This is a genomic window from Rhodanobacter soli (assembly GCF_040548735.1).
GTDB classification, from domain to species: domain Bacteria; phylum Pseudomonadota; class Gammaproteobacteria; order Xanthomonadales; family Rhodanobacteraceae; genus Rhodanobacter; species Rhodanobacter soli_A.
Genome location: NZ_JBEPSD010000001.1, coordinates 1,874,633 through 1,885,389, shown reverse-complemented (window position 1 = coordinate 1,885,389; position 10,757 = coordinate 1,874,633). Strand labels below are relative to the sequence as shown.

Genomic DNA, 10,757 nt, shown 5'->3' with positions numbered 1-10,757 from the left:
TGCTCAGCCGGCCGCGCCGAGCGCGCGCTGCCGCATCCAGCAGGCGATGCTCAGGCGGTCGCGCGTGGCCGGCAACACCTCGTGCTCGAACTGCGCGGAGAGGAACAGCAACAGGCTGCCGGCGTGCGGGAGGATGTCGCGGTACCCGCCGTCTTCCAGATAGAGCCGCAGCGCGCCGCCGTCGGTTTCCTGCCAGCTCTCGTTGAGGTAGAACACCGCCGACACCACCCGCGCGTCGCTGTCGCGCAGGCGATCCAGGTGCCGCGCGTAGCCGGCGCCGGGCGGATACACCGCGTAGTGCGCCTCGCACTCGACCAGGCCCAGCATCAGCTTGCGGTTGAGCGCGACCCGCAGCGCATCGAGACGGTCCATGAACGCCTGCTGCGCCGCACTCATCGCCCCGGCCGGGAACCATTGCGTACTGTCGCCGCGCAAGGGCGTGGCCGTGCGCGCGATGCCCACTCGCGCCGGCGCCAGCCGGCGCGCCTCGTGCAAGGCGCGGCATTCGGCGGCCAGCGCCTGCGTCTGCGCAGCCGACAACAGACCCGGCAGCACGCACCAGCCATCCGCGGCCAGCGCGTCCGTCACGCGGCCGAATGCGTTCGAGTCGATGTTCATCGGCGCCAGTGTAACCATGCGCGGCCGCGCTATCGCTTGCGCAGCGGATCGAGCAGCGCCGACAGCCCGTTGTGGTCCAGTTCCAGCATCAACGCCAGCAACCGGCCCAGCTCGCCCTTCGGAAAGCCCTTGCGCGCGAACCACGCGAGATACGCGCCGGGCAGGTCGGCGATCAGCCGGCCCTGGTACTTGCCGTAGGGCATGCGCACCGTCACCAGTTTCTGCAGGTCCTGCGCTTCCATCGGCGCCTACTTCGCGAACAGCTGCGCGCGATCGGCGAACGCCTTGAACTCCAGCGCGTTGCCGCAGGGATCGAGCAGGAACATCGTGGCCTGCTCACCCACCTGGCCCTGGAAGCGGATGTGCGGCTCGATCACGAAACGCGTGCCCGCCGCCCGCAACCGTTCGGCCAGCGCCCGCCACGCGTCCATGTCGAGCACCAGGCCGAAATGCCGCACCGGCACGTCGTCGCCATCCACGTCGTGCGCCACCACCGCGCGGGCTTCCTGCGGCGCCAGGTGCGCCACGATCTGGTGGCCATGAAAATCGAAGTCGACCCAGCTGTCGCTGGAGCGGCCTTCGGGGCAGCCCAGCAGTTCGCCGTAGAACGCGCGTGCATCGGCGAGCGAGGTTACCGGGAAGGCAAGGTGGAAAGGCGGCAATTTATGCATGGTGGCATGTAAGCATGGGGAGAGGCCGAGAGCCAGCTCCTCACGGCTTCACAAACCTCAACGTCATCCGATCCGACTCGCCGATCGCCTTCATCTTCGCCTGCTCGCTGTCAGGTCCGGACAGATCCGGTGGCAGGCGATGCACGTTGATGTCTTCCGGGTCTGTCGGATTGGCGTTGATCTGCGACACGCCGGCCACGCGGAAGCCGGTCTTGAGGGCCAGCGCGATCAGGTAATCCTCGGGAAGGCGGTGCAGTGCCCCGGCGCTTTCCACGCCATCGGCGAACGGTTTGGCGCGATGTTCGGTGACGCCGAATACGCCGCCGGGCTTGAGCACGTTGAACGCGGCTTTGAACACTGCATCGAGCGTGGTCGGACTGTGGTTGAGCCAGTCATGCGTGTTGCGGAAGGTGAGCACCATGTCGGCGGAGTTGTCAGCGCCCAGGTTCACCTGGTCCGGTGGGGCGAAGGGGATGACTTTTGCGATGTGTCCGTACACCGCCGGATCGGCCTTGAGCTTGGCGGCGAACTTCGTGGCTGATGGTGGCACCGCTTCGATCAAGTGGCCGCGCGCGTGGAGGAAGGGCGCGAGGATCTCGGTGTACCAGCCGCCGCCGGGTGCCAGCTCGATCACCGTCATGTTCGGCTTGATGCCGAAGAACTGCAGGGTCTCGATCGGATGCCGATATCTGTCGCGGGCCCGGTTCGCGTCGGAACGCCAGTGGCCGTTCACCGCTTGCTGCAGTGCCGCCGTGGTGCTGTCCGGCGAGGTGGCGGAAGCAGCACCGGCGACGGCGGGGAGCCAGGCGGTGCCGATGAGCAGGATGAGCAGCTTGCAGGTGTGGCGGAACATGGTTCGACCCTCCTGATGATGAGCGTCCCAGACTACGCCGAAAGAGAGCCGGCTTCAGGTCGCCAAGGGTCGTTCAATCCGCTGCCACGCACCGCCCCTGCGCCCACGCGCGCAGCGCTTCCACCTGCTCGCGCATCAGCACCGACAGCGGGCGGGTCTGCTTCAACGCATGGAGCAGGGTCGGCTGGTCCGGCGGCGTGCCGTTGCCGGCGGCGTCGTACAGCGCGCTGACGATGGTCTGTTCGATCTCGGCGCCGGAGAAGCCGTCGCTGGCGGCGGCGAGGGCGGGCAGGTCGAAGCCGGCGGGGTCGAGCTTGCGGCGCGCCAGGTGCATGGCGAAGATCTCGCCGCGCACGGCTTCGCGCGGCAGGTCGACGAAGAAGATCTCGTCGAAGCGGCCCTTGCGCAGCAGCTCGGCAGGCAGTTCGTGCACCGCGTTCGCGGTGGCGACGACGAAGACCTTGGCCTTGCGTTCGGCCATCCAGGTCAGCAGGTAGCCGAGCACGCGGCGCGACACGCCGCCGTCATCGCCGCCGCCGGCCAGGCCCTTCTCGATCTCGTCGATCCACAGCACGCACGGCGCCAGCAGCTCGGTGCTGGCCAGCGCCTCGCGCAGGTTCTTCTCGGTCTCGCCCTGGTACTTGTTGTACAGCGTGCCGAAGTCCAGCCGCACCAGCGGCACGCCGAAGCCGCCGGCGATCGCCTTCGCCGCGAGGCTCTTGCCGCAACCCTGCACGCCGAGCAGCAGCACGCCCTTGGGCGGGTCGAGCGCGGGGTCGGGCGTGGCGGCGAGAAACACCGCGCGCCGCCGCTGCACCCATTCGCGCACGCGGCCGACCCCGGCGATGTCGGCGAAGCTGGCGGTGGCGTATTCGTAGTGCAGCAGGCCGGAGCGGTTGAGCAGGTCGAACTTCGACTGCATCAGCTCGGGCAGGTCCTGCGGGCCCAGCGCGCCGTCGTTGTAGATCAGCTTGCGCACGATGCGCCGCGCGTCGGGCGCGGACAGGCCGAGCAGGTTGCGCACGATGGTGCGCGCGGCATCGTTGTCGACCGTGACGTTGCGGCCTTGCTCGCGCTGCCAGGCCACCGCCTCGCCGCGCAGGATACCGGCCAGTTCCTTGAGGTCGGGCAGTGACAGCGGCACGCGCAGGGCCAGCGCTTCGAGTTCTTCCGGCAGCTCGACCCGGGCGCCGACCAGCACGATGGTGTGCGCGGCCGAACGCTGCCGCTGCACGATCTCGCGCAGCTGGCGCAGGCTCATCGCGTAGCGCAGCAGGCTGTGGAAATCGAACATCAGGTAGATGCCGCGCTCGTCCTGCGCGCGGATCGCGTCCAGCGTGGCGGTGGCGTCCGGCGCCACCTCGGCGCCGGTTTGCGCGAAGTCGAGCCGGCCCAGGCCGTCGGTGAGCGTCCAGCGCCACAGCGGGTGCAGCGCCTGCGCGATCACGTGGCGGAAGCACTCGATCACGCGCTGCTCGTCCACCGTCTCGATCACCAGCAGCGGCGTGGCCGCGCGCACCAGCGTGGTGAGATCCTCCAGTTCGCTCATGTGTCCCCCTTGGAAGGGTGCAGTTTACAGAGCGCCGCCACTTCTGGCTGCGCGCGCGCCGTTATACCCTGCAACTTCCCCACGCCAAGGAGCATTGCCATGCGCCTGCTGCTGTCGTTGTTGCTGGTGGTCCTGTCCCTGCCGGTGCAGGCCGCGTTGCCGCTGGACCGGCTGACCCTGCCGCCGGGTTTCCATATCGCCGTCTATGCCGACCAGGTGCCGAACGCGCGCGAGATCGCGCTGGGCGCGAAGGGTACGGTGTTCGTCGGCTCCAACAGCGCCGGCAAGGTCTACGCGCTGACCGACGCGAACGGCGACGGCGTCGCCGAGAAGACGCGGGTGATCGCCAGCGGCCTGCAGCTGCCGGTGGGCGTGGCGTTCAAGGGCGGCGACCTGTACGTCTCCGCAGTGAGCCGGATCTACGTGCTGCGCGACATCGAGAACCACCTGGACGACCCGCCGAAGCCCGCGCTGGTCACCGACAAGCTGCCCACCGAGACGCACCACGGCTGGAAGTTCATCGCGTTCGGCCCGGACGGCAAGCTGTACGTGCCGATCGGCGCGCCATGCAACATCTGCGATCCGGCGCCGGCGCACGGCAAGCTGATCCGCATGAACCCCGACGGCAGCGGCTGGGAAGACGTGGCCCGCGGCATCCGCAACACGGTCGGCTTCGACTGGCAGCCGGGGTCGAAGCGCCTGTGGTTCACCGACAACGGCCGCGACCTGCTCGGCGACGACGTTCCCAGCGACGAACTGAACGAGATCACCCGCCCCGGCGAGCACTTTGGCTATCCGTACTGCCACCAGGGCGACATCCTCGACCCCGAGTTCGGCAAGGGCCACAGCTGCAAGGACTACGTGCCGCCGGTGTTGAAGCTCGGCGCGCACGTGGCCTCGCTAGGCATGCGTTTCTACGAAGGCAAGCAGTTTCCGGCCAGCTACAAGGGCGCGATCATCGTGGCCGAACACGGCTCGTGGAACCGCACCAAGAAATCCGGCTACCGGGTGATGACGGCGCGCCTGAACGGCAGCAAGGTGGTGTCGTACGAGCCGCTGATCACCGGCTTCGAGCAGGACGAAAGCGCCTGGGGCCGCCCGGCCGACGTGCAACCGCTGCCTGACGGGAGTCTGCTGGTCAGCGATGACCTGGCCGGGGTGGTGTACCGGGTGACCTACAAGCCGTGAGGGCGGCGCCGTCTTGTTGCAAAGTGCGATTCCTGCCTGCGCAGGAATGACGACTTGGGGGTTATGTGCGAACGGACAGGTTCTTTTATCTTGTCATTCCTGCGCAGGCAGGAATCGCACTTCAATGCGAGGCATAGCCATGGACCGGCGACAACCCTGCGTCTACATGCTGGCGAGCAAGAAGAACGGCGTCCTCTACATCGGCGTCACCAGCGATCTGGTCAAACGCATCTGGCAGCACAGGAACGATGCGGTCGAGGGTTTTACCCACCGCTATCGCATTCATACGTTGGTCTGGTACGAGCTTCACCCGACCATGGAATCGGCGATCCTGCGCGAGAAGACGCTCAAGCGGTGGAAGCGCGACTGGAAGATGCGCTTGATCGACGCGGGCAATGCCGCATGGCGGGACTTGTATCCGACTATTCTGTAGCCGTTGAAGTGCGATTCCTGCTTTCGCAGGAATGACAACGGTGGGCGCAAGTCGCATCTTTTACCGTCATTCCTGCGAAAGCAGGAATCGCACTTGCATACGCAACATGCAACCCGATTGGAGACACCCATGCAACTACGCAGCGACAATTTCGATGACGGCCAGCCGATTCCCGCCGAGTTCGCGTTCGGCAAGCGCGCCGACCCGTTCGCGCTGTCGGACAACCTGAGCCCGCACCTGGCCTGGAAGAACGCGCCATCCGCCACCCGCTCGTTCGTGCTCACCTGCATCGACACCGACGTGCCCAGCCGCGGCGACGACGTGAACCAGAAAGGCCGCAGCGTGCCGGCGGACCTGCCGCGGGTGGAATTCACGCACTGGCTGATGGCGAACATTCCCGCCGAATGCGGCGAGCTCGCCGCCGGTGCCTGCAGCGACGAAGTCACCCCGCGCGGCAAGCGCGAGCCGTTCGGTCCGCCGGGCAGCGTGCAGGGCGTGAACGACTTCACCGGCTGGTTCAGCGGCGATGCCGACATGGGCGGCGAATACCTCGGCTACGACGGCCCGTGCCCGCCGTGGAACGACGCGTTGCTGCATCACTATCACTTCAAGATTCACGCGCTCGACGTGGCCGCGCTGCCCCTGATCAAGGGCTTTTCGCTGGCCGAACTGCGCGCGGCGATGGTCGGCCACGTGCTGGCCGAAGCGGAGCTGGTCGGCACCTACAGCCTGAACCCGGCCGTCGCCGGCTGAACGCACGCGAGCGCAAACGTCGGCATCGCGTGCAGGGTGGTGCCGGCTCTCTTCACACCCGCATGGCACGGGCTGTGGGTGAATGACGGCACGCGGTTTCCCCACAACCGTCATTCAGCAAAGAGGATGCCCCCATGCTTCACTACGCCTTGGTTTTCCTGGTCATCGCGATCATTGCCGCCGTGCTGGGTTTTGGCGGCATCGCGGGCGCCGCTGCCGGCATCGCGAAGATCCTGTTTGTCATTTTCCTGATTCTGGCGATCATCGCGTTCTTCCGCCGCGCCAGTTGATGGCCGGCCGTCGTATCGCGACTGTGCCACCATGAGTCTTCTCCGGAGCATGCAATGAACAAGCAAGTCCAGACCCCCGAACAGGCCGTCGGCGATCGCATCGACGAACGCGCCGAACGGATCAAGCAGGCCACTTCCGAGGCAGTTGCCGCTACCAAGGAAAAGGTGGATCGCGCCGCGGACCATGTCGAGGAAGGCCTGCACCACGCCACCGACAAGGCTGCCGGCGTGGCCCACAAGGCCAGTAGCAAGGCCGCACAGGCCAGCGAGCGTGGCCGCGAGGTCTACGACGAAACGATGGATCGCGCCGACGCGTGGCTGGAGCAGGTGCGCGACTACGTGCGCGAGAAGCCGGTGCAGTCGGTCGCCATCGCGCTTGGCGCCGGCTGGCTGATCGGCCGCATCCTGCGACGTTGAGCGACGCGGCACAAGGATCGGGAATGCACGACGAGGGTGAGTCACCCCGCGCAGCGGCGGCGCCGGATCCGGCGCCGTCGTCGTCTGGATTGCTGGCCGAGGTCGGCCAGCTCGCGCGCGCGGTCAAGCGGCTGTTTGGCGCGCAGATGCAACTGCTGGCGGCGGAACTGGGATTGGCGCGCAGCGCGATCTCGTGGCTGCTGCTGGCGGCGCTGGCCGCCACCGTGGCCGGGGTCGCCCTCGGCCTGACCCTGCTCGGCTTGATCGGCGTGCTGCTGGCGGCGTGGTTCGGTTCGTGGATCTGGGCATTGCTGGCGCTGGCGCTGCTGCAGGTACTGTTCCTGCTTGGTTCGATCGCACTGTTCCGCCGCTGCATGCACTGGATGAGCCTGCCCGCCACACGCGGCGAATGGAGTGCGATGATGCGCGAGACCCTGCAAAAGGCCGAAGCCGGCGACACGGCCGGGCAGGACAATAGGCAGGACAGTCAGCAGGAGGAGCGGCCGTGAGCATGTTCGATCGCGTGGCGAGGGTGCAGGCCGCCCAGTTGCGCATGCGCGCGGCACGGCACGCGTTGACCACGCCGGCGGCGGCCCTGCTGGTGCGCGGCCGCGAGCATCCGCTGACGACGGTGGGCGCGGCCGCCGGTGCCGGCTTCGTATTGGGCAGCCTCGACGTGCATCCGCTGCGGGTGCCGGGGCTGGGTCCGCTGCTTGGTGGCGGCGTGGTCGAGATGGTGGCCCATGGCGTGCGATTGATCACGGAGCTGGGCGCGATGCCGCGTGCCGCCGCTGCAGCGGATGCCGAGGGCGGCGAGCCGGCATGAGCGAATCCGAACAGGTATCTCCGCCCGCGCCGGACGGGGGCGTGGCCGAGGCTGGCGCCATCGTCATCCCGGCGGAGCCGGCGGTGGCCGAGGCGGCGGTTCGGCACGGGCTGCGCCAGTTGAATGCCGCGCGCGGCATGCGCCGGCACCTGCATGCGGTACGCATGGTGCTGAACGCGCTGCTGCTGCTGGCGTTGCTGTACACCATCACCCTGACCAAGGCCCTGCTGATTCCGCTGGTGCTGGCCGCGTTCATCGGCCTGGCGCTGAACCCGATCGTCGCCTTCGGCACGCGCATCCGCCTGCCACGCTGGCTCACCGCCAGCGTGCTGATGCTCGGCCTGATCGTCGGCATCGGCAGCGGCGTGGGCCTGCTGGCGCAACCGGCCGTCGGCTGGTTCCACGGCGCGCCCACGGCGATCCGCAGCTTCGTGCCGAAGCTGCGCAGCTTCACCAAGCCGCTGGAGGCGGCGAACCGCGCCACGCAGACCCTGGTCAGCAGCGGCTCCAGCACCCGTGCGGCCTCGCCGCAGTCCACGCCGATGTCGATCAGCGCCTGGGACGTGGTCTCGACCGCGCCGAAAGTGCTGGCGGCCGTGCTCAGCGTGCTGCTGCTGGTGTTCTTCTTCCTGGTCTACGGCGACTCGATGCTGCGCCGGCTGGTCGAGATCACCCCCAGCTTCGCCTACAAGCGGCATGCCGTGACCATCGTGCGCGGCATCCAGACCGAGGTATCGCGCTACCTGCTCACCGCACTGCTGATCAACGCCAGCCTCGGCGCGATCACCGCCGGCATGCTGTGGCTGTACAAGGTGCCCGACCCGCTGCTGTGGGGCGCAGTGGCGATGTTCGCCAACTTCATTCCCTACGTCGGCGCGATCGTCACCACCACCCTGCTGGCGGTGGTGTGCATGCTGTATGCGAACGATGCGAGCCTCGAAGTGTTCCTGCCGGTGCTGACCTTCGCCGGCATCACCGCGGTGGAGGGCAACCTGATCACGCCGATGATCCAGGGCGCCAGCATGCGGCTCAGCCCGATCGCGATCCTGCTGTGGCTGCTGGTGTGGGGGTGGCTGTGGGGCATCCCCGGCGCTCTGCTGGCGGTGCCGATGCTGACCTGCACCAAGCTGATCACCGAACGCGTGCGCGGCTGGGAATGGTTCGCGCACATCGTGCAGCGCTAGGGCGCCCTGCCTTGGCATCGTAGGGCGGGCACGGCCCGCCGGCTCGTCGACGATGCGCATGGCCGCTGCCTGTCGCCGCCGGGTCTCGATCAACGCGAGCGCCGTCCCTGGTTATGGGGTCTGCGCCAAAAAATTTCTGGATCGACTTGTCACGATGGCGGTTTCCCATGCGTCCTGGTGTCTGGCGGCCGCACGCGGCGACCGCGAAGCCAACGAACGTGAGGAGATGCCATGAACAGAAATGCCAGCCTGGTGATGCTCAAGGCCAAACCCGGCCAGCGCGACGAGGTCAGGCGCGTCTGGGAAAAATACGCCCGCGACTACATCGCCGGCAGCACGCTCGGTTTCTACTATTGCTACGATGACGGCGACCCCGACCGGATCATCGTGTTCGGGCTGGGCGACCCCGCCAGCATCCGGGAGTTCGCGCAGCAACCCTGGTTCTCCGACTATCAGCGGGACACGCAGGCGCTGCTTGCCGAGTCGGGCGAGATCCGCAGCGTGACGCCGCAGTATGTGAAAGACAACGCGTGATCAGGTGCGCCATGACCGACGGTGCGATCAATCTGAAGGACAAGCTCGCCAGGTTCTCGGAACGTTGGTCGCCCCGCGTCATTGCCGAGATGAATGACTACCAGTTCAAGCTGGTCAAGCTGCAGGGCGAGTTTGTCTTGCATGCGCACGCGGACACGGATGAAGTCTTCATCGTTCTCCAGGGCGCCATGACGCTCGAATTCAGGGACAAGGCCATCCCGCTCGCTGCCGGGGAAATGTACGTCGTCCCCAAAGGCGTGGAGCATCGCCCGGTGGCCGAGCAGGAATGCTGCGTCATGCTGGTCGAGCCACGCGGCGTGGTCAACACCGGCGATGCAGGCGGCGCGTACACCGCACAGAACGACGTGTGGGTGTAGCGCACCGCGCGGTTCAACCAGCAGCGGGCATTCATGCCGGTTTCTTCGCGGAAGCGGGATGGGCCGTGGCGGCGTTCGCCGCCGGCGTGATGCCATGCGCGCGCAGCAGGGGCGAGATGTCGAAGCGCCAGAGATTGCGCGAGCCGTTCAGCGGCGACTGCAGGCGCCGTTGCAGCGCGGCCGCATCGTCGCGCGGCTTGGGGAAGTGCACGTCGTCGCGGCGTGCGCTCGCTACGTAGAGTTCGCCGAACACCGGCCCCAGCGACGGTGCGTTTTCCAGCGTGCGGCTGTTGACGTCGCCGCCCAGGTGTTCGGGTTTGCCCCAGCCGCCGTCCGGCTGGCGGAACACGATGTAGATGTCGGCGCTGCCCAGCGCGTCGCCCTCGTTGCCGGCGTAGAGCAGGAAGCGTCCGAGCGGGTCGACCGCGGGATCCATGCGGTTGTTCGCCAGGTCGCCCAGCGCCAGCCGTTCGGGCGTGGCATGGCCGTGATCGCGCGCCACGTAGATCTGGTACGCCTTGCCGGAATCCTCTCGATGCGCCGAGAAGTAGATATCGCCGTTCGCCGCCACCGACGGGTTGTAGATCATCGCGCCGTCGTTGAGCGCGCCGTCGACGTGGAGCGGCGCACCCCATCCGCCGTTCGGTTGCCGCGCGACATACCAGAGGTTTGTGCCGGGAAAACTCCGTCCGTTCATCGTGGCAGTTACCGGCGCACCGTCAGGGTGCGGCGGCCGGTTGGAGACGAAGTACAGGCGCTGGCCGTCGGGCGACAGCGTCGGTTCGGAGTCGTGCCACTGGCCGGAGAACGCGGCCACCTGCGGCGTCGACCAGCGGCCCGCGGCGCGATGCGAGACCAGGATGGTGTCGTCCGCCTCGGCGAAATCCGAGCGCATGAAGTACACGGTGTTGCCGTCCGGCGTCAGCGCGGCCGAGGTTTCCTGCAGGCCGGTGGAGATCACGCCGGGGCCGAACAGTTCGCCGGCGGTGGCTGCTTGCGTGGCGAGCGTGGCCGCGACGCAGGCGGCGAGGACGAGGTTGCGTGGGGACACGGTCATCTCCTGG

At 67.6% G+C, this 10,757-nt stretch carries 16 protein-coding genes; 10 read left to right on the top strand and 6 right to left on the bottom strand.

What is annotated here, in order from left to right:
- Positions 1–3: 3 nt before the first annotated feature.
- The 5 genes from ABIE04_RS08515 to ABIE04_RS08495 form a co-directional block, all read right to left on the bottom strand.
- Entirely contained in the window at positions 4–618 is a 615-nt protein-coding gene (locus ABIE04_RS08515) for a 2OG-Fe(II) oxygenase (RefSeq protein ID WP_354548646.1), read from the bottom strand.
- Between the two features lie 29 nt (positions 619–647).
- Positions 648–860, bottom strand: coding sequence for a DUF3820 family protein (locus ABIE04_RS08510; protein ID WP_354548644.1), 213 nt, complete (start codon positions 858–860; stop codon positions 648–650).
- Positions 861–866: 6 nt separating this feature from the next.
- Positions 867–1,289, bottom strand: coding sequence for a VOC family protein (locus tag ABIE04_RS08505; protein WP_354548641.1), 423 nt, complete (start codon positions 1,287–1,289; stop codon positions 867–869).
- 40 nt (positions 1,290–1,329) lie between these two features.
- Positions 1,330–2,142 (bottom strand): class I SAM-dependent methyltransferase, encoded by an 813-nt coding sequence (locus ABIE04_RS08500; protein ID WP_354548639.1) that lies wholly within the window; start codon positions 2,140–2,142, stop codon positions 1,330–1,332.
- Positions 2,143–2,215: 73 nt separating this feature from the next.
- Positions 2,216–3,691: an AAA family ATPase gene (locus tag ABIE04_RS08495; protein WP_354548636.1), complete on the bottom strand. Its 1,476-nt coding sequence runs from the start codon at positions 3,689–3,691 to the stop codon at positions 2,216–2,218.
- A 99-nt stretch (positions 3,692–3,790) separates the two neighbouring features.
- Between ABIE04_RS08495 and ABIE04_RS08490 the strand changes: the two genes are divergently transcribed.
- From ABIE04_RS08490 to ABIE04_RS08445, 10 genes are all read left to right on the top strand, one after another.
- Positions 3,791–4,879 (top strand): PQQ-dependent sugar dehydrogenase, encoded by a 1,089-nt coding sequence (locus ABIE04_RS08490; protein WP_354548634.1) that lies wholly within the window; start codon positions 3,791–3,793, stop codon positions 4,877–4,879.
- Between the two features lie 139 nt (positions 4,880–5,018).
- The gene (locus tag ABIE04_RS08485; protein ID WP_354548631.1) at positions 5,019–5,312 is read left to right on the top strand and encodes a GIY-YIG nuclease family protein; all 294 of its coding nucleotides are present in this window, start codon (positions 5,019–5,021) and stop codon (positions 5,310–5,312) included.
- Positions 5,313–5,441: 129 nt separating this feature from the next.
- Positions 5,442–6,065 (top strand): YbhB/YbcL family Raf kinase inhibitor-like protein, encoded by a 624-nt coding sequence (locus ABIE04_RS08480; protein WP_354548629.1) that lies wholly within the window; start codon positions 5,442–5,444, stop codon positions 6,063–6,065.
- A gap of 134 nt (positions 6,066–6,199) precedes the next feature.
- Positions 6,200–6,355 (top strand): DUF1328 domain-containing protein, encoded by a 156-nt coding sequence (locus ABIE04_RS08475; protein WP_007809737.1) that lies wholly within the window; start codon positions 6,200–6,202, stop codon positions 6,353–6,355.
- 54 nt (positions 6,356–6,409) lie between these two features.
- Complete coding sequence (locus ABIE04_RS08470; RefSeq protein WP_354548626.1) at positions 6,410–6,772, top strand: DUF883 family protein; 363 nt, start codon at positions 6,410–6,412, stop codon at positions 6,770–6,772.
- Positions 6,773–6,795: 23 nt separating this feature from the next.
- Complete coding sequence (locus tag ABIE04_RS08465) at positions 6,796–7,281, top strand: ABC transporter ATP-binding protein (RefSeq protein WP_354548623.1); 486 nt, start codon at positions 6,796–6,798, stop codon at positions 7,279–7,281.
- Positions 7,278–7,598 carry a glycine zipper domain-containing protein gene (locus ABIE04_RS08460; RefSeq protein WP_354548620.1) on the top strand — a complete coding sequence of 107 codons (321 nt, stop codon included), beginning with the start codon at positions 7,278–7,280 and terminating at the stop codon, positions 7,596–7,598. The genes ABIE04_RS08465 and ABIE04_RS08460 overlap by 4 nt, the downstream gene beginning before the upstream one ends.
- Entirely contained in the window at positions 7,595–8,782 is a 1,188-nt protein-coding gene (locus ABIE04_RS08455) for an AI-2E family transporter (RefSeq protein WP_354548618.1), read from the top strand. The genes ABIE04_RS08460 and ABIE04_RS08455 overlap by 4 nt, the downstream gene beginning before the upstream one ends.
- 231 nt (positions 8,783–9,013) lie before the next feature.
- On the top strand, positions 9,014–9,316 hold the full coding sequence (locus tag ABIE04_RS08450; RefSeq protein WP_354548616.1) for a putative quinol monooxygenase: 303 nt from the start codon (positions 9,014–9,016) through the stop codon (positions 9,314–9,316).
- Positions 9,317–9,327: 11 nt separating this feature from the next.
- Positions 9,328–9,693, top strand: coding sequence for a cupin domain-containing protein (locus tag ABIE04_RS08445; RefSeq protein ID WP_354548614.1), 366 nt, complete (start codon positions 9,328–9,330; stop codon positions 9,691–9,693).
- Between the two features lie 31 nt (positions 9,694–9,724).
- Here ABIE04_RS08445 and ABIE04_RS08440 read toward each other — a convergent pair whose 3' ends face one another.
- A complete protein-coding gene (locus ABIE04_RS08440; RefSeq protein WP_354548612.1) occupies positions 9,725–10,750 on the bottom strand; it encodes a hypothetical protein in 1,026 nt (341 codons plus the stop codon).
- Positions 10,751–10,757: the final 7 nt, after the last annotated feature.

Coding starts and splice junctions, on each gene's coding strand:
- ABIE04_RS08445 (WP_354548614.1), top strand. CDS start 9,328: ATGACCGACGGTGCGATCAATCTGAAGGACAAGCTCGCCAGGTTCTCG.
- ABIE04_RS08490 (WP_354548634.1), top strand. CDS start 3,791: ATGCGCCTGCTGCTGTCGTTGTTGCTGGTGGTCCTGTCCCTGCCGGTG.
- ABIE04_RS08450 (WP_354548616.1), top strand. CDS start 9,014: ATGAACAGAAATGCCAGCCTGGTGATGCTCAAGGCCAAACCCGGCCAG.
- ABIE04_RS08515 (WP_354548646.1), bottom strand. CDS start 618: ATGAACATCGACTCGAACGCATTCGGCCGCGTGACGGACGCGCTGGCC.
- ABIE04_RS08505 (WP_354548641.1), bottom strand. CDS start 1,289: ATGCATAAATTGCCGCCTTTCCACCTTGCCTTCCCGGTAACCTCGCTC.
- ABIE04_RS08495 (WP_354548636.1), bottom strand. CDS start 3,691: ATGAGCGAACTGGAGGATCTCACCACGCTGGTGCGCGCGGCCACGCCG.
- ABIE04_RS08480 (WP_354548629.1), top strand. CDS start 5,442: ATGCAACTACGCAGCGACAATTTCGATGACGGCCAGCCGATTCCCGCC.
- ABIE04_RS08500 (WP_354548639.1), bottom strand. CDS start 2,142: ATGTTCCGCCACACCTGCAAGCTGCTCATCCTGCTCATCGGCACCGCC.
- ABIE04_RS08510 (WP_354548644.1), bottom strand. CDS start 860: ATGGAAGCGCAGGACCTGCAGAAACTGGTGACGGTGCGCATGCCCTAC.
- ABIE04_RS08465 (WP_354548623.1), top strand. CDS start 6,796: ATGCACGACGAGGGTGAGTCACCCCGCGCAGCGGCGGCGCCGGATCCG.
- ABIE04_RS08470 (WP_354548626.1), top strand. CDS start 6,410: ATGAACAAGCAAGTCCAGACCCCCGAACAGGCCGTCGGCGATCGCATC.
- ABIE04_RS08485 (WP_354548631.1), top strand. CDS start 5,019: ATGGACCGGCGACAACCCTGCGTCTACATGCTGGCGAGCAAGAAGAAC.
- ABIE04_RS08475 (WP_007809737.1), top strand. CDS start 6,200: ATGCTTCACTACGCCTTGGTTTTCCTGGTCATCGCGATCATTGCCGCC.
- ABIE04_RS08455 (WP_354548618.1), top strand. CDS start 7,595: ATGAGCGAATCCGAACAGGTATCTCCGCCCGCGCCGGACGGGGGCGTG.
- ABIE04_RS08440 (WP_354548612.1), bottom strand. CDS start 10,750: ATGACCGTGTCCCCACGCAACCTCGTCCTCGCCGCCTGCGTCGCGGCC.